Here is an 18,085-nt window from a genome sequence, read left to right on the forward strand (position 1 = left end):
AGGACGAGGTAGTGCAAATACCTCGTTCTTTATTTACGCCTCACGAAAATACTTTTCCCTTTTACTTCAAATTCCGTATCACCTGTCATCTGCAAAAGCCCGACAATCTCTTCAAAACGTTCGAATCGCTGAATATTCCCGGTAAATTCAATATCCTTCCGAGAAACATCTTCATAGAAAATATCTACATCATACCAACGAGCCAATGTGTTCAGTACTTCTTCCAATCGCTGTTTGCGAAATACGAAATTCCCGTCCTTCCAAGCTGTATATAAGGTAATATCAACCGTTTTACGGGACAAAATACCTTCATCGGTCAGAACCGCCTGTTCTCCCGGAGCAAGCACAAGACTTTTATCATCTTTTGAAATAAATTTCACTTTCCCCGAAACAAGCGTGGTCATTTGCTTATTCTCTTCCGGGTAATAACGTGCATTAAATTCGGTTCCAAGTACTTCTATACGATTTTCCCCTATTTCCACGATAAAAGGTCGGTCAGCCTCCCGTTTCACCTTAAAATAAGCCTCCCCTACCAGAAAAACTTTACGCTCCCGCTCCCCAAACTTCACAGGATAACGAAATCTTGTCTCCGAATTAAAATACACTTCCGTCCCGTCCTCCAACGTAATCGGGTACTCCCCACCTCTTGGAACCCTCAATTCATGATACGGGACCTCCCCCTCCAAATCCTCACACTCATAACGGATCCCCTGATTTTCCTTTAATATTTTTACTCCATCCAAATCTGATTCCACTGGATTTTCCTTTTTCGCATCAAGAGCCAAACGTTGCCCATTAGCCAGAATCAATTCTGCCTTTATTTCTCCCGGATGAATTTCCCGATGTTCTTGTTTTACTACCTCCAAATCCACCTCTCCCGATCTATAATAATATAAACAGAATAATAAAATCACCGGTATTGCCACAGCAATCCCCTTATAAAGCCACCCGGATATAAAATGCTGACTTTTTCTTGTTTTACGTTCTACTTCTCGCCAAGCTGCTTGTTTGTTCAATTTCCGGATCACCTCCAATCGCTGATTCCGATTCTCTCGTTCCCGCACTCTTAAATACAACGCTTTATTCTCTTCACTTTCATTAATCCACTCTTTCAGCTCTTGCTTTTCCGATTCTTTAATCTCTCCATTTAAATCTTTGACAATCAAACGAGAAATATCTAATCTTGGTATCAAATCATTCATTATACCTTCGATTGTTGAGAGCAAATTTATGGGAAAAACAAAGGACAAGGTAAAAAAGGAAAGAACTGAATACCAATGGTTAACAAAAAGAAGGTATAAAGTCTTTAGAGGAATTTGTAAATATTATTAAACGAACGTTTAATGATAAAAATATCGCTTCTCATATATAATACAATTCACCCCCGTATCTGGGTGAAAACAAAATTAAAAAAATATTCCAGAATACGAAGAGAGAGAAAGAGAGAAGCCGATTTTGATTAGATATTATTTAACGAGCCGACCTCTCTAAAATGTTCATTCTACCGACTTCAAAATATTAACAACTGGTTATCATTAAATTAACTAAACAAGAAAGTATTTGTAAAAATAAATTATAAAATGCAGGAGATCCGAAAAGTGACTTTTTCAAGTCCCTCTTCGGATCTCCTACATTTTATAAAAATACTATTTCGAGAAGATTTTTTCTAAACGTTGTTCCAACTCCTCTCCGTGTAAATTGACTGCCACAATTACACCTTCCGGATTAATCAAAAATACCCGGGGAACAGAAGAAACACCAAAAGTTTTAGCCACTTCACTCCTCTGATCTAAGACGTGTTTCCACGGAGTCTGATCTTCTTTTATGGCTTGTTTCCATGCATCAGGATTTTGATCAATACTCACACCTAAAACTTCAAATCCATCCTGCTGATATTTTTTGTACAACTCAAGAACATGTTTTCCTTCCCTACGACAAGGCGCACACCAAGATGCCCAAAAATCCAACAATACCCATTTTCCTCTAAAAGAAGACAATGCGAAAAACTTTCCCTCAACATCCGGCAAATTGATCTCAGGTACTCTAGCCCCTACAGCCACCGTTCGCATCAAATCCCGACGTTGAGTTATCAAACGGACATCGTTATTATTTTCCATCCCAACATAACTTTTTACCAAAGAGTCCAACTCTGCATATTGCAATTTCTGCATCAAAGAAGTACGATAAAAACAAGCCGCCACATATTTATGAGCTGAATGATTCAAAAATTCATTCCGGAAAATTTTCCGAGCTTTAGTCGCATCCACAAAAGCTCTCGTGGCCGCACGCACGATCTCCTTATCTTTGGTCGCAAATGCCTTTTGATAAGCTTGGGCGCATCCCGCCTCCACACTCTCCAAACGACGTTCTTCTTTGTTAAAATACTGCCATAACTCATTCGTTGATGTTCCCTCAACATTCCCGTAGTAAATTGAATCTTTCTTTACTGCCACGTGAATTTTTCCCGGTTCTAGAAATAAGGTCAAACTACCCCGTTGATTGTTAAAAAACAATTGAACAGATTGAATTTCTGCAATTTTTCCTTTAAACTCAAATTGCCCGTTTTTTATGTCTGAAACGCCCAATTCATTATATCCCTCTGCTGTTTTTTGTTTCATCACCACTTGCCCGGACTCCATCCCTTCAATCTTACCATTAACCTTATATTTACCTGTATGTTGTGCATAAACCGCACAACATACGAGTAAAAAACAAACACAAAACAATATTTTCCTCATCTTATTTCTCTCTATAAGTTACATCTACCGGAGTTCCGAACCCATCATGCACGGAAGGCGCATCGAATTCATCTCCAAATACCGTTGGGATGTCATAAGTGCGAACAATCCCATTCAACCCGGAACCGGACTTCACAGACCCTACAATCAATTTTTCTTGCATCGTCGAATTAGGATACATTCCCATAAATAAATTGAACTTCAACATCGTGATCGTTTCTCCATCCAAATGAATTGGTTCTGCCTGATGCCCTTCCATATCAAAATGATACACCGTATTGCCGACAGCATAAAACAACCAAGGTAAACTGGGATGTACTGCAAAACAAGTTGCTTTTTCAATCCCCGGATAATCCAATTTCATAAACTTCGTTTGAGTTACCCCTCCATAAGCTGATACTTTCATCACGTACAAATAACGAGAGTTAGGAGCCTCTACATCTTGCAATATTGCATACACACTACCTCCATCATACCGAGAATTCGCCATGTAAACAAAATCTTTCCCTGTAACCCAAGAAAATTCAGACTCTTTTGCCGTCATCAACGTACAATTCTTCATGCTATTTGCAATCATCACGAAACGTCTGTTTGAAGTGTCATATAATATTCGATTGGGATTGTAAGCACTATATGACGTGTTCACTCCCACGGACGGAGCAACATTAAAATAATTTCCATCGTCACCTGCAATAAAATTAATAGGAACCCCGAAAAGTACTTGCTGCCCAAAAGTTGTTCCCCCGAATACATATTTATCCGAGATAAGTAACTCCCATCCCATTCCGGCAGTTCTGTTCGAAGCAACAAAATTCTGAGGATATTCCAACATTTCATAACGAATATCATTCCCATCATCCCACTCATAAGTATCAACATCAAGAGTAGCGGTTGTCGTTTCCGTTATAAGATAAAACCTCGGATCTGTTCCCCATTGGAGATAATACATATCAAATACCGTATTTATCCTTTTGGGCCCTTTCAACTGCGGGGCATCCCGAAGTAAATCACGCACGACAAGATCCTCCTTGGCAGACATCGAAATTAAATCTAAACGGGTATACCCATTCACATCCGAAAGCACCAACCATCCCTCATTTAATTGAGTCGTCACCTTCAATTTGAACGATCCTTTCCAAGTTACTCTCGTAATTGTATCCTTTACCAAGCAATTCACATCGTATTCTCCATCCGGAAGCTCCACGAAGTAATTCAAATCACGTTCCTCACCAATCACATACGATGTTGTCTGAATATCCCCCACCTTGGGTTGGGAAACCGCTTCCCATTTAAAACTGTACCGATCTGGCATACTACCGTCATCCGCAGTAGCCTCTATGCCCGGAGTCACCCGCAAAGTATCAACATTTCGATATTTCATCTGCATTTCACCAGGTAACCCTGTCACCTGTAACTCATTTATTTCATGGTAGTCATAATTTCCTTTATCATCGAAACAACCAGAGACCACGACTGCCATAAATATCGTCAACACGAACAATATATTTCTCATCATATAAACTCTTTTAGGATTCTAATTGTAATACACATCACCCATTCTCATCAATGTCACATTATCATCTTCATAAATTGGATGACCGTTTGCACTATAATCATTTAAAATCTGCACCATTTTCGCTGCAATATATTTCTGTCTGGAATTGATCATATAACTTGCATCATTAAACATTTCCCGTGTCAAATTCATCTCCTCACAGATCACATCCAATTTCTTCACCGAAAATTCACCAAATTCATAAGTACTCCATTTCGTAGGAGGGGTCATAATCTCGGAAAAAACAATCTTATAACGGATTGCGCTATATTCTTCATCGCTCGAAGACACTTTCGTCGGATAATTCAAGGTGAAATATTCATTCTCCTCCAACTCAAGAATTATATAACGTTCCTCCCGTTTTAAAACCTCTGGGCGTAATAATTCAACTAAAATTGTTCCGAAAGTATTACCAGCCGAAATCGTGTACGAATCTGATAAAGTTCTAAAATCCGTCTCAGCCGTAGCATTTGTCTCAGCAATCTTCACTTTCACCTGTCGATCATAATTTTTCACTTCGCCTCCGGTCCTTACCTGAATATAAAGAGAATCCACAGATTTATTTACATCCACATAGGCAAATGAAAAATACGTTGAATCCAATCCGGCCGACGGATTAAAATAAACAAAATCACGGCCGGAATAAAGATCCAAATCTTTCTGGCATCCCCAACCAATCATCACTAAGGCCGAAATTATGAGCACATATTTTTTTATCATGTCATTCATATTTTTAATTTCTATAATCAGTTTCACTATCAGGCAAAGGAAATTTATATTTTGCCTCATTCATCATAACATCTCCACTGTCATCGCCTGCCGGAATAGTAGAAGCATTCAATCGTTTATAATAATAAAACAACTGCCCTTCACCAAAAAACTCTTTCATATACTCTTCTTTCAACACCTGTTGAATATCGATTATTTCCGTATCCTCAAAAGCAATCAATCCCCTATTTCTCCGAATTTGATTCAAACAAGCCCGTGCTTCAGCCTCATCGCTTGTCGTTTCCGCAACAATATAAAACATTTCACTCATACGGATCATCGGGACTAAATAGGAATAGAATGGATCTGTTTCCTCTGTTGCCTCATATTTATGAAAACAACGGAAACTATATTTCCCATTATCCGGTTTAATCCAAAACGGGGTAAACCGCCAATCACTCGTGTTCTCAGACAAAAAGATATTCAACAAACTTGTATTAGTTGGAGCCAAAATCCCGTTATCTAACTCCGGAGTAAAATAATCCGTAAAAATGTCTCCCCGCTGTTTGTTTTCCAGCCCAAATAATACTTCTGTTGAAAATACCCTATCTTTCTTTTTATTACTACTTTCCATAATTGCATTATAGGATACAAACGGATACCACTTTGGTTGTATTTCAACAAGCTTTCTTGCCATAATTAACGCATCCTCATTACGTCCGGCATACAGATACACCCGTGCCATCAGGGCTTGAACGGCATAATAATTCAATCGGTAAGTCCGTAAACGCAAGTCATTATTTCCATCCGAAGCCGTCGTATTTCTCGGCCCTTCCGTTATCACCGGATCATTAACCAACAACTCTTCCGCTTTTTTCAGATCATCTAATATATTATCAATCACCTCTGATGCCGGGAGAATATTTGATCCTTGATAAGAAAACTTCTTATTATAACAGATGGAAAGCCCCTCGGGATTCGTTTTATAAACAGGACCAAATAATCGTAACAAATCAAAATGCAACATGGCTCTCAAAGCCAATGCCTCTCCATAAATAAGATTATAATTATCACCCGTAAATACATCTTTACGCAAATCGGCATTCTCCATCAACTTATTACAATTCATGATCAAAGAATACATCTTCTGCCATAAAGCATCAATGCTTGCTTTTACATCATCATCACTATAATTATAGGCAATCCATTCTTTGTATGTACCAATAGACGAAAGATTGTAACGTTGAGCTAATATCTCAACCATTCTAAACATCAAATCCCCTCCATATAAAGTTTTTTGATTTAACTCCACGTACACCCCTGTTAAGGACTGTTTAAATCCTTCTTCAGTTTCATATAGCTGATCTTCCAAAACCCGGTCTATCGGTTTCAAATCCAACCAGCTCTCGCACCCGCACAACATTACCATAAGTAATGCGACACTTACGTTTTTTATTGATTTCAATACTTGCATATTAGATCATTTAAAAAGTTACAGAAAGAGACATTGACATCGTACGGGCAAACGGGTAGTCAATACCACGTTCTTCCTTCACGCTGGAAACCCGGAAAATATCATTCATATTCGCTTGCAAACGAATTGCAGACACCCCGAATTTTGCCAGCCCTTTCGGATTAAAATCGTATCCTGCAGAAATAGATTCCCCGCTCAACACATCTTCACGCTGAACAAAACGAGACGAAATTTTCGTGGTCTCCGTCAATGAAATTCCTTTAAATTGAGCGCGATCCCCGGCTTTTTGCCACCGATCATATAACGCTCGTTTATCTTGATTGTATTTTAATGAACTCTCCGATATATTCTCCACTTTCGTGTACATAGCATTATTAAATACATCAGCTCCTAATTTATAACGGAAATAGAACGAGAAGGAAAAACCTTTATAATACAAGGTACTTCCCAAGACTCCTTCCAACTTGGGTTGACTATTTCCCACGATAACCTCATCCTTTACATCATATTCAAAAGTATAAGTCCCATCCTTCTTCATAAATACCTCCCGCCCTGTAGAGGGATCAATTCCCAAAGAGCGAACAGCCCACAACGAATTCGGATCACCGCCATCATAGTAACGCGTCAAACTGGTATTCTTATCTCGATAAGACCCGTCTCCACTTACATCACCCTCCTCTCGATTCGCCTCATTCAACTTTTCCAAACTATTACCTATATTTTCATAACGAGCTTTCTGCCATCTGAAATTGACACTTAACGTCCAGTTGATCCTTTCTGACGGGCGATATATAGGTGAATACTTCACCGTCCCGTTGATCCCTTTTGTAAGCTGACTTCCCATATTCGTACCCACAGACGTGATCCCCACAGAAGAAGGAACAGTAATATAAACCAACAAAGGATCAGTATCTTTGACAAAGTAATCCATATTAAAATTCAAGCGATTACCCAACAATGCAATATCCACGCCTATATTTTTATCCAGCGTCTTCTGCCATTTCAAATTAGGATTACCTATTGCATCTATAAGAACGCTTGTTCCAAAAGAGCTTTGCATCCATGTATTGAATGAATAACTCGTTATAGATTGATACGAACTAAAATTCTGGTTCCCAGGGTTTCCTATGGAAGCCCTGATCTTGAATAAATTCATCCATTTCGCATCACGTAAAAACGGTTCATTGTGTAAATTCCATGCCAAACCCACGGCCCATGTCTCCGTGTAACGTTTGTTACTACCAAAAGCGGAAGAACCATCTAAACGGAAATTCACATCTAACAAATAACGATTGTCGTAAGCATATCCCCCGTTAAAATAAACACTATGTGAACGACTTTCCGTTTCGGAATATGTTGGCTTACTTCCTTCCGTAAACCCATTTGAAAAAGGAGGCTTTGTGAAATTCCCATTAGGAAAACCTGAAACAGAATATCCCTCATTCGTTGACAAACTGGAACGGAGATTTGTTCCGATCACGGCATTTATCTGGTGAACCTCTTTCAATAAAGCACCATAAGTTAGAGTTAAATCGCCATCATAATAGAATTCACTCACCGTTGTTGATGTATAACGTCCCTTTTTATCTTGCGCGTAATTATCAAACGACGAATGTTGAGGGGAAACAAATTTCTCCGTCTTTTTCGCTCCCTTCCCTATTCCCAAACGTCCCCGAAGATACAAGGTAGGCATAATCCTCCATTCCAGATTTAAATTATTCCTAAAACTAAACTGATCTTCCTCGTCTAAATTATTCAAACTGGCATTCCAAAGCGGATTACCCACAGAATAAGTTGTATTCGTATTAGGGATCACAAAATAATCCAAGTAACGTTCGATCTTCCCATTCTCCCCCGTTTTCCGATAATAAGGATTCGCTCTTGAAAATTCTGAAAATGGAACAGTAGGATTCTCTGCTTTGTTATAATCCAAAGAAAATTTATTGGCAAAAGAAATTTTACCTTTCCGGTAACTCAAATCGAAATTTCCCCCGATAACATTACGTCTGGACTGTTTCATTACACCGGAAATATTATTATAATTTATTCCCAAACCATAGCGAACAGCGTCGTCACCGCCCTCAGCATACAAATTATGTTTGTGACTAAAACCAACTCTTAACGGTTCATGCAACCAATACGTATTCACCCCACGAGCAACCTCTGCACGACGACTATTGTACAGACTATCTAACACTTGCTGCGTCATTCTTGACCCGGAACTTCCCGAGGAAGAAGCCGTATAATACCCGGCCAATTTCTCGAATTCCAACTTCTCTTCCGCATTCATCAAATTATAATCGGAAAGATCCGGCATCGAGACACTAAAATCACCGACATACGAAATTTTAAATTTACCTTGTTCCGGTTTTTTGGTCTCTATCACAACAACCCCATTGGCAGCTTTTGACCCATAAATTGCGGTAGATGCGGCATCCTTCAAAATAGTCACTGACTCAACCCGTTCCATATTCAAGTCTGTTATTACTTGTAATGTCGTCTCAAATCCATCTAGAATAAACAAAGGTTGATTAGGATCCGTTCCAAATTGTTCCTTTAACCCGATCACACTCGTTTTACCCCGGATCTCAATATCCGGCAAGCGGTTCGGGTCCGAACCGAATTGATTATTTTCCATAATTGCAAAAGAAGGGTCCAAAGTTCTCAAACTCTGGATTAAGTTTTGGGAACCAACCATCTTTAATTCCTCTTTCTTAAATGTAGCTGTTGACCCGGTAAAGCTCTCTTTTTTTCTCTGGTAAATACCCGTAACCACCACTTCATCCATCTCCGTTATATCTTCGTGCATCACGATAGATAGCGGTTTCGTGTCATTACTCTTCACTCTTACCTCTTGTTGCTTGTAACCTATAAACGAGAACACAAGCACAAGACTGTCTTGCTTTGGCAACTCAAAGTTAAACCTACCATCAAAATCCGTAACAGACCCGATCTGTGTACCTTTCAACAGGATGGTCACTCCCGGTAAAGACTCTCCTTTTTCATCCTTAACCGTTCCAGATACTTTAATTTTTGTTACTTCTTTCTTTTCCGGTTCTTCTGGTCGAATAATAATCAATGTCCCGTCAAATTCAAACATCATTCCCGTATTCACCAGCACTTTACGCAAAACACTTTCCACGGTCTCGTTCACGGCCCGCACCGAAATGGCTCCTAATTTTTCTGTTTGTTCCGTGTTGAAAACGAACGACAAATTAGTTTGCTTTTGAATTTCACTAAACAACACCTTAAACGAAACCTTCTGCAAATCCAGATTTACCCGTTCCTGTTGGGCTAAAGTTGAGGCCGACAAACCCAACGTGAAACACAACAGTAATGAAATACATAATCTCATCCTCAATAAGATTTTTCGTTTTCTATGTCCATCTAAAGACAGACATAATCGTTTTTTTTCCATATATTTGCAATATTAAAGATTATTATTAGCGACAGTATGTTTTCCTAGGACTCCTGTCGCTTACGGTTACAACGGGGGATGTACCACCATCCTCCGTTTTTTATTCTGTTACAATTATTGTTTTCTCTTTAATCGTAAAATGTACACCCACCATTTTACTAATCGCATTCAAAATAGTCTCTATATTCTCATACTTTTCCATATGTCCAGTGAAATGATACGTCTTTACCCTTTCATTACTATAAAATATATCCACATCATACCAACGGGATAAACGATTCAAGATACCTTCCAAACCCTCATCTTCAAATACAAAAAAACCCTCTTTCCAAGCCGTATAAGTCTTCACGTCCACGTCCCGAATCCCTTTGAATTCACCGTTATCTCCAAATTCGGCTAATTGAAAAGGTTTCATAATATACTCTTGCACCGAACCCCTTCCCCAAATCCCGACCTTACCCGACACCAAGGTTGTTTGAGTTCCCCCTATTCCATTCGTGTTCACGTTAAACTCGGTCCCGTACACTTTTACCCGAACGGCATCCGTTACCACGTAGAAAGGCCTGTTCATATCTTTCGTCACCTCGAAATAAGCCTCCCCCGACAAATATACTTCACGTCTCTTACTATCAAACTGCACCGGGTACTTCAATTTAGAGGCGGCATTCAGGTACACCCGCGTCCCGTCCGATAAAGTTATCGTGTACTCCCCGCCTCGGGGAGTCTTCAACGTATTATACTGCAATGTAGTCGTTTCTTTTTTCGTATCTTGATAAACAATACCTTTCTGTCCATTTTTCACAACAAAATTTTCTTGTACGCGAATATCCTCCTCTGCAGAAGGTAACAAGGTAATTGCCTTTCCTTGGGCCGTAATCAAAGTCGCTTTGTATCCTCCCGGAACAATTCCCGTTTTATGCATGGTCATCTGGGATTGTTCTTCCATATGCTCCTGTTGCAACCAGTAAATACCTAACAATAACGGCACGACGATAACCGCAGCATATTTCAAAACCTGCCAAACACGGAATTTCCCGCGCTTGGAACGAATATATTTCATGTAACTTTTTAACTCATGTTCCACTCTCTCTTCGGAAGGGACGGGCCCACTCGTCAAATTCCAAGCTTTCTTCAATTGATTAAAATAAACCTCGTTCGACGGATCCGTTTCCATCCATCGAGCTAAAGCCTGAATTTCGTCCGGTGTTGCTATCCCGTCCAAAACTTTTAAAATCAATTCGTCTTTATCAGATTTTTGCATCATATCTTTATCCGTTATATCCTTATAACGACTAAAGACAAATTTACCCCTAGAGATTTTTCAAAAATTTTGAATAAAAATAAAGCACAACAACCATCCCAACTCTTTCCGTAAACGGACAAAAGCTGTAGTCATTTGTGCTTCAACAGTTTTCATGGATATATTTAATTGTTCGGAAATTTGTTTATTGGAAAGTCCATCCACTTTGCTCAACACGAATATCTCCCGGCATCGTTCCGGCAACTTATTTATAGCATCCTGTATCGCTCCCTTCAAATCCTCATCCAGCAAAGCTTGCTCTGCCTCGGGAGTCTCCACGACTTTCGAAAAATAAAAATCTAACAGTTCTTGATTAATATAGTTATTCTCCACTTTTTGATGCTTGATAGCATCAATACAACTATTATACACGGATCTATAAAGATAAGGTCGCACTTGAAATCCTCTTTTTATCTCCTTGCGACGTTCGTATAACCTACAAAAACATTCTTGCACTACATCATTTGCCAACTCCACATCTTTCAGGATTCGTCCCGCATAATTTAACAGAGGGCCATAATACATACGAAACACTTGGGTAAAAGCCTTTTCTCTCCCTTCCCGTAGTTCTGTAATTAATTGTTCCGAATTACCATCCATATTTATATGCCTCTCTACTAAATATTACTCCAATTCACCTCCTGCAAATATACAATAATCTATAAATAAACACGAGTTTCTTGAAAAAGGTTACCCCATTTTCAAGAAACTCGTGTTCAAATTCTCTCAAATATTCTTAAATACCCTCTAATCCTTTTAAAATCTCTCTTGTTTTGGGATCAGACGGACGCAACATATTAGCATTTATAAAATTACCATCCCGATCTATCAACAAAAAGTGGGGTATTCCATAACAACAAATCTCCTTCATGAATTTCCGATCATTTCCCATATGTAACTGAATACCTCCCAATTTTCTATTTTTTACAAACTTTTCCCAAACCTCCCGGCTCCGATCGCTGGATATACTCACAAAACAAATATTCCGCCCCTCAAACTGTTTTTCCAATTTTTTCAAATGAGGAATTTCCGCATTACACGGTCCACACCACGTAGCCCATATATCAATATACACATATTTTCCTTTAAAATCAGATAAACTCACTTCATCCCCTTTTACATCTCGAAAAGTAAACGGAATCCCCGGTTGCCCCTTACTCAACTTTTTATTTGTATTACATAACTCATCGTAAGCAGCAACAAGATTGGGCTGATGCACCCATTCCCTGAAAATAGGATCTATCTCTTCAATATTCTCCGTTCCAAGCCCCTTCACATATGACATAACATTCTTGTTAACAATATATTCCACCAACCTCCTATCCGTATAAGTCGAAACGGTTCTGTTCAATACATTCAGTAACACATCATGAAACTTATCTGGAGATTCTTCCAGCTTGGCTAAAGCATGCACTATCATGTCGATAGATTCTCTGTACCCGGGAATTTCCCATGAGGCAGAATCCTCTATTATAACCTTCTGCAACTCGCCATAAGAATCATCCAGCACATCCATTTTCCCGTCCTTCACATTTCCGGAAACGACACCAGATGCTAAATGGCGATTCCTCTCGTAACGAAGACGCTTTATTTCCTGTTTGACAAATTCAGGGTCCAAGTTAGCCGCATACAAATCTTCTTTTTGTTTATTTATCACCCGATCCAACTTCTTCCTAAATTCCCGGTTCGCTATCCGATAGTAATCTATGAAATAAATCTGCTCGCCATTCCGTTTGTTCAAATAACTATTCACATCTGCCCCCTTTCCCTCAAAACGCCATTGATTTCCTTGAAACCTTGCAACCCAAGGTTTCCCTGCTTTCAACCAAACTATATACGGAAACTCCCCTACCCATAAACGGGCATATTCCCCTCCTGACAATACAAGTGAAATTGATGCTTTTTGCAAAGAATCTCCAGACACGAACTTCAATGTTATCCGTTCATCTCTAAACTCCAAGTCTACTTTTCTCGTCTCACTCACGGGGTATAAGAATTCAAAAGTTGTCTTCTCTTTCTTATTACAAGCTCCCAGCATCACGATACAAACGAACACTATTAAAATATTCTTCATAATAACCCAATTAAGACATCCTATTTTTAAACAATTCCCTTCAATTCCTTTAAGATTTTCTCGAACTCTGAACTTGAAGGTTTAGGTAGTTTCAGGTTCATCACTCGTCCCTTCTTATCCAACAAAATCAAACGGGGAATCGCCTTTACCCGAAAAGCGATCATAGAAGATTCGTCTCCGGCAATCCACCACTGGTTCCCATTCATTTTCCCCCACCACAATTCATTCCGCCAACGTTGCTCCTCCGTGTCACAAGAAAGACTCACGAAAACAATCTTTTTATCCTTATACCGCTCAACACACCCTCGCAAAGCCAGATACTCTTGCTTGCAGGGATAACACCAAGATGCCCACACATCTATTACCACGTACTTTCCCTCGAACTGTTTCAACGACACCTTTTTCTTTGCTGTATCCTGAAATACAAATTCAGGAACCAAATCTCCCACCTTTAACTCACAGGTATCATGAACCGGCACAGATTCTACCCGAATCTGGCTCCATCCTGCTAACGAGTATAACATTAAAAATATGAACGACCACTTATTCATAACCATCATTTCATCAATACATCTGCTTTCATCTCACTCAAAGAGGCCTTCAATTCCCACATTTTCACCTGTTGAATCAACTGATCTGTTAAAACAATCAATTCCTTCTTCTGCTCCCCGGTCCACTTTTCCTTGAAATACATGATTGGCATAAAATACAAAGATGCGATCTTTTCATCCGGCACAAACGGGAATGCCCTCTTATAGGCTTTTAGCGCCATCCCTGTATCTCCCGTCATTATCCCCTTGATCAAATCGACATAGCCATACAAGTAATCCTGCCCTGTTAGATTATAGGTATCCAAAGTAGATTTCAGCTTATCCACCTCTTTCAATGTTATATTCTTATTCGCCCCCCGCAGGATACTTTCCAGTGGAAGAGCAAACAACGATCCAAGTTTTTTATCTACCTTCTCAACACCAACTCCTTGACGGAATTGCTCCACATGTTTCAAGAAATAAGTCAAATTCCCGGAGCCTACAGGCGATAATTGATAATCTTCATAAATAAACCAGTACGGTTCCATACACTTCTGCCAATCTTCCAAAGATGTCATTACGTCCAATGCTATATCCCTTGCTTTTCCCGCATTCCCAGAATCCATTAACACCTTGATATACTTCAACAAAAAATCCATTTTACGATTCCCCGCCAAATATTCTCCTTCAAAATTTACTACAGAATTATCGGTAAAGCTTGCATCTATTTTCTTAATAAATTCCTTCCCATCCAAAGCCGCTCCTACAATCCTAGCCTTTACCCCTCCATCTGACGTTAGTATCAAAAAAGTCGGATAAGAGGATACCTTGTATCGCTGTTGAATATTAAGGCCTTCACTTTTTTCCATATCAAATTTCACACATATAAACTTCCCGTTTATATATTCCCCTACTTCTTGTAATGGCAATATCTTTTCCGCCATCATTTTACATGGTCCACACCATGAAGTATAGCAATCCACCAAAACACATTTACCTTCAACACCTGCTTGATTTAAAGCCTCTTCAAACGTCAAGTCACGAAAAATAGTCTGGGCAGAAACATACATAAACCCAAATATACACCCCAATAACAATACGAACCCTTTCATAAAAACACACTCTATAAGTAATACTAAATACGCTAACATCATTATAAAAACTTTTCTTCCCTATGTCTAGGGAAGAAAAGTATAAAGCACGCACCAATTCTTAATTTTCTCCTAAATGAGGTATTCCAAAATCAGCAAAATTTTTCAGAGAATGTTTCAATTGCGACATCTCGACCTGATCTATTAATTGTTTTGTAAAAGCAACCAATTCTTTTTTTTGTTTATTATTCCACTTGTATTGCAACATCGTGAGAGGACTAAAATATAAATAAGCAATTTTTTCATCTGGCATTTTTGGGAATATATCCTTGCACAATCGAAGAGTCTCATCAGTATTTTCCTCCTTTATTGCCTTAATCAAAGCTATATAGTCATACAAATACTGTTGCCCTGTCAATTTATAAGTATCTAGCAACTTTCCTGCGGCTTCCACATCTGCCAGAGTTGCATTTTTATTCCGTCCCCGAAGAATATCTTCCAACTGGATGGCAAACAAATTTCCCAAAACAGAATCTACTTTCTCTACCCCCACGCCTTTTCTGAACTGCTCCACGTGTTTCAACAAATACATCATATTACCGGAACCAACCGGGGACAAATCCAAATTTTCATAGATAAACCAATACGGCTCAGAACATTTTTCCTCTTCATCCAGCGCAACTAACACATCTTGAGCGATTTTCCGTGCTTTCTCTAAATCACAAGACTGCACGAGTGCTTTGATATACCTCATCAGGAAATCCATATTCCGATTCCCATTTTCGTACTCCACACCTAACTTCCCGGCTGAATTTTCATCAAAAGCGATTTTAACTTTTGCCAAGAATTCGTCTCCTGTTGCCATACCCCCAACCACTGCATGTACCAAATTCCCATCTGTATCTAAAATTAAAAAAGTTGGATAAGCTGATACTCTGTATTTTTGCTGGATCGCCCGTCCTTCTCCTTTCTCCATATCGAACTTTACACAAACAAATTTCCCGTTCATGTATTCTCCAACTTCTTTCAATGGTAAAATCTTCTCTGCCATCATCTTACACGGCCCACACCAAGAAGTATAACAATCTACAAACACATACTTATTTTCCACTTTGGCCTGCTCTAATGCTTTTTCAAGCGTAAGCTCTTGAAAACTCGTCTGCGCAAACATGGATGTCATCACAAATATGCAACTTAACAATAATATTATTTTCTTCATTGCGTTTCTTATTAACCTTTTAATAATTAGAATATGAATAACGTCCTTTTCTCAAAGTCAACTCTCCTAATTCAAAATCATTAGTTGGCACTAATTGAAAATTCAACGCAACACTTCCTTTAGTTTCCGCATCATACAGAATCACCACAGGTATATTCATATAAACAGAATCCGCAGGAATAATCATATGTCTTTGAATTTCCGGATCATCAAAAGCGACATAATTCACCCCCGGAACTGCAGTAATATAATTACTATCCGCCTTATTAATGTATGGTTCAAAACGTACTATCCGATCTTTTTTGGCCGGCATCCCAACCGCTTGTAATCTAAACCAAGCCGTATCCCGCAAGCGATTTGAATTCACATAAGGATAATTCAACGGAGCAGTTTTTCGATCGTTAGTATCTTTATTTATCAAATTACTATAATAAAATTGGATATAATCACCTTCCTCATAAAACTCCGGTTTCTCATAATGACAAGAAGCTACTCCTAAACAAAATAGGAATACAATAATAAATAACCTTTTCATAACTTCTAATTTTTTATTCACCTAAATATTCTTTTTCCGGAATAGGCAATATATATTGCTCCTCGCTACACTCACTTATTCCAAAAATCATATTTCTTACATTTAACCGTTTATATGTAAAGAAATTCTGCCCCTCTCCTATTAACTCTCGAATCCATTCTTTATACACTCGCCCCTGACGATCTATTTCTGTTAAAGGTACATATTCAAGACCACGAGCTGTACAAAATTCTTTATAAACTTCATTCGCTTCCGTCAAAGGAGCCTTCTCCATAATCATCAAATACATTTCTGACAAACGAATAATTGGAAAATTTTGTGCAGCTTTTGTCCCAGTATAAAAACATCTGTATTTTCTTAAAACATATCCATAAATCATTAATCCAGTTCTCTCATAAGTCCACAACTTTTTATAACGGAAATCAGACGTATTTCCATCAAATAAAGTCTGTACAAAAGTCGGATTGACATTTACAATCATCGCCCGTCCTGACTGCCAACCACCTTTACCATAATCATAAGTATCACATTTAGTTCCACAAATATGTTCACTGTAACAAGTTCCATCCACCCACGAATTATCCGGAAAATCATCAACCTCATTTGTTAAACGAAACTTTTTAGAACCATCCGGGTTTGTCGCATCTTTCACTAGTCGAGCATACCTCAATGCTTCTTCAATATTCCCGCACCATAAATGAACCCTTGCCAGTAATCCTAACACACCATAATAATTCATCCGGCTTTTTCGATAAGGCCACACACTACTAGTCGTTTCTGTATCTTCAAAAGACATTTTCAACACCACATCCGATTTTCCTAATAACTCCTCAGCCCGTTTCAAGTCCTCGAATAACAATGTCATATATTTTTCATACGTAACATACTCATACCTATTAGCAGAATTTACGGTAACATAAGGCAAATAAGTTCTGTTAACATCAACCTTTGAAGGAACGGGTCCCCACAAACGAATTAAATCAAAATGAGCCAACGCACGGAGAGCATGAGCTTCCCCCACCCCAATATTATAAACGTCATCTGAAATTTTTCCTTTATTCAATTCTACCCCCTGAATCAAATCATTCATGGTAACTATTATCTTATAGAATCCTTGGAAAGAACTACTTAAAGAACTTTCCACCAAATCAGAATCGTAATCATGATTACTTAAATCATACTCTCGATTACCTTCACTTACAGTCCATGAACATGCTAACGATTCAGCCATGCCTCCTCCTCCCATATAACCAGCCGGATTATATAATACTCCCCGCATATTTAGATATGTCCCATTTAGCGCTTGCTTTATCCCGTCATTTGTAGTATACAAGTCCTCTGCCAGTATTGACGTCGCCGGTTGTACCGTCAACCAATCATTGCAAGCACTACATCCTAACAATAATGCTATACTCAAACTATATATATTTTTTCTCATCTCTT

14 protein-coding genes are annotated in these 18,085 nt (G+C 38.8%); all 14 read right to left on the minus strand.

Features of this window, described 5'->3' with window-relative positions; translation table 11 throughout:
• Nucleotides 1-29: 29 nt before the first annotated feature.
• Nucleotides 30-1,202, minus strand: coding sequence for a FecR family protein (locus I2I33_RS00150; RefSeq protein ID WP_087421356.1), 1,173 nt, complete (start codon nucleotides 1,200-1,202; stop codon nucleotides 30-32).
• A 444-nt stretch (nucleotides 1,203-1,646) separates the two neighbouring features.
• Nucleotides 1,647-2,738, minus strand: coding sequence for a TlpA disulfide reductase family protein (locus tag I2I33_RS00155; protein WP_087421355.1), 1,092 nt, complete (start codon nucleotides 2,736-2,738; stop codon nucleotides 1,647-1,649).
• A 1-nt stretch (nucleotide 2,739) separates the two neighbouring features.
• Complete coding sequence (locus I2I33_RS00160) at nucleotides 2,740-4,251, minus strand: PKD-like family lipoprotein (protein WP_158571836.1); 1,512 nt, start codon at nucleotides 4,249-4,251, stop codon at nucleotides 2,740-2,742.
• A gap of 21 nt (nucleotides 4,252-4,272) precedes the next feature.
• A complete protein-coding gene (locus I2I33_RS00165; protein WP_158571835.1) occupies nucleotides 4,273-5,013 on the minus strand; it encodes a DUF4843 domain-containing protein in 741 nt (246 codons plus the stop codon).
• A 13-nt stretch (nucleotides 5,014-5,026) separates the two neighbouring features.
• Nucleotides 5,027-6,475 (minus strand): RagB/SusD family nutrient uptake outer membrane protein, encoded by a 1,449-nt coding sequence (locus I2I33_RS00170; RefSeq protein ID WP_087421352.1) that lies wholly within the window; start codon nucleotides 6,473-6,475, stop codon nucleotides 5,027-5,029.
• Nucleotides 6,476-6,485: 10 nt separating this feature from the next.
• Nucleotides 6,486-9,830: a SusC/RagA family TonB-linked outer membrane protein gene (locus I2I33_RS00175; RefSeq protein ID WP_229128133.1), complete on the minus strand. Its 3,345-nt coding sequence runs from the start codon at nucleotides 9,828-9,830 to the stop codon at nucleotides 6,486-6,488.
• Nucleotides 9,831-9,993: 163 nt separating this feature from the next.
• The gene (locus tag I2I33_RS00180) at nucleotides 9,994-11,157 is read right to left on the minus strand and encodes a FecR family protein (protein WP_087421350.1); all 1,164 of its coding nucleotides are present in this window, start codon (nucleotides 11,155-11,157) and stop codon (nucleotides 9,994-9,996) included.
• A 57-nt stretch (nucleotides 11,158-11,214) separates the two neighbouring features.
• Complete coding sequence (locus I2I33_RS00185; protein WP_087421349.1) at nucleotides 11,215-11,793, minus strand: RNA polymerase sigma factor; 579 nt, start codon at nucleotides 11,791-11,793, stop codon at nucleotides 11,215-11,217.
• 136 nt (nucleotides 11,794-11,929) lie between these two features.
• Nucleotides 11,930-13,267, minus strand: coding sequence for a TlpA family protein disulfide reductase (locus I2I33_RS00190; RefSeq protein ID WP_087421348.1), 1,338 nt, complete (start codon nucleotides 13,265-13,267; stop codon nucleotides 11,930-11,932).
• Nucleotides 13,268-13,293: 26 nt separating this feature from the next.
• Nucleotides 13,294-13,818 (minus strand): TlpA family protein disulfide reductase, encoded by a 525-nt coding sequence (locus I2I33_RS00195; protein WP_087421864.1) that lies wholly within the window; start codon nucleotides 13,816-13,818, stop codon nucleotides 13,294-13,296.
• 5 nt (nucleotides 13,819-13,823) lie between these two features.
• Nucleotides 13,824-14,909: a thioredoxin family protein gene (locus tag I2I33_RS00200; RefSeq protein ID WP_087421863.1), complete on the minus strand. Its 1,086-nt coding sequence runs from the start codon at nucleotides 14,907-14,909 to the stop codon at nucleotides 13,824-13,826.
• A 100-nt stretch (nucleotides 14,910-15,009) separates the two neighbouring features.
• Nucleotides 15,010-16,107, minus strand: a complete 1,098-nt coding sequence (locus tag I2I33_RS00205; protein WP_087421347.1) for a thioredoxin family protein — start codon at nucleotides 16,105-16,107, stop codon at nucleotides 15,010-15,012.
• A 19-nt stretch (nucleotides 16,108-16,126) separates the two neighbouring features.
• Nucleotides 16,127-16,642, minus strand: a complete 516-nt coding sequence (locus I2I33_RS00210) for a DUF4843 domain-containing protein (protein WP_087421346.1) — start codon at nucleotides 16,640-16,642, stop codon at nucleotides 16,127-16,129.
• A gap of 13 nt (nucleotides 16,643-16,655) precedes the next feature.
• The gene (locus tag I2I33_RS00215) at nucleotides 16,656-18,080 is read right to left on the minus strand and encodes a RagB/SusD family nutrient uptake outer membrane protein (RefSeq protein ID WP_087421862.1); all 1,425 of its coding nucleotides are present in this window, start codon (nucleotides 18,078-18,080) and stop codon (nucleotides 16,656-16,658) included.
• Between the last annotated feature and the right edge of the window lie 5 nt (nucleotides 18,081-18,085).

The sequence above is a fragment of the Butyricimonas sp. BSD2780061689_150309_C8 genome, from assembly GCF_015560935.1.
Taxonomy (GTDB): domain Bacteria; phylum Bacteroidota; class Bacteroidia; order Bacteroidales; family Marinifilaceae; genus Butyricimonas; species Butyricimonas paravirosa.

Coding starts and splice junctions, on each gene's coding strand:
- I2I33_RS00150 (WP_087421356.1), bottom strand. CDS start 1,202: ATGAATGATTTGATACCAAGATTAGATATTTCTCGTTTGATTGTCAAA.
- I2I33_RS00155 (WP_087421355.1), bottom strand. CDS start 2,738: ATGAGGAAAATATTGTTTTGTGTTTGTTTTTTACTCGTATGTTGTGCG.
- I2I33_RS00160 (WP_158571836.1), bottom strand. CDS start 4,251: ATGAGAAATATATTGTTCGTGTTGACGATATTTATGGCAGTCGTGGTC.
- I2I33_RS00165 (WP_158571835.1), bottom strand. CDS start 5,013: ATGATAAAAAAATATGTGCTCATAATTTCGGCCTTAGTGATGATTGGT.
- I2I33_RS00170 (WP_087421352.1), bottom strand. CDS start 6,475: ATGCAAGTATTGAAATCAATAAAAAACGTAAGTGTCGCATTACTTATG.
- I2I33_RS00175 (WP_229128133.1), bottom strand. CDS start 9,830: ATGAGATTATGTATTTCATTACTGTTGTGTTTCACGTTGGGTTTGTCG.
- I2I33_RS00180 (WP_087421350.1), bottom strand. CDS start 11,157: ATGATGCAAAAATCTGATAAAGACGAATTGATTTTAAAAGTTTTGGAC.
- I2I33_RS00185 (WP_087421349.1), bottom strand. CDS start 11,793: ATGGATGGTAATTCGGAACAATTAATTACAGAACTACGGGAAGGGAGA.
- I2I33_RS00190 (WP_087421348.1), bottom strand. CDS start 13,267: ATGAAGAATATTTTAATAGTGTTCGTTTGTATCGTGATGCTGGGAGCT.
- I2I33_RS00195 (WP_087421864.1), bottom strand. CDS start 13,818: ATGAATAAGTGGTCGTTCATATTTTTAATGTTATACTCGTTAGCAGGA.
- I2I33_RS00200 (WP_087421863.1), bottom strand. CDS start 14,909: ATGAAAGGGTTCGTATTGTTATTGGGGTGTATATTTGGGTTTATGTAT.
- I2I33_RS00205 (WP_087421347.1), bottom strand. CDS start 16,107: ATGAAGAAAATAATATTATTGTTAAGTTGCATATTTGTGATGACATCC.
- I2I33_RS00210 (WP_087421346.1), bottom strand. CDS start 16,642: ATGAAAAGGTTATTTATTATTGTATTCCTATTTTGTTTAGGAGTAGCT.
- I2I33_RS00215 (WP_087421862.1), bottom strand. CDS start 18,080: ATGAGAAAAAATATATATAGTTTGAGTATAGCATTATTGTTAGGATGT.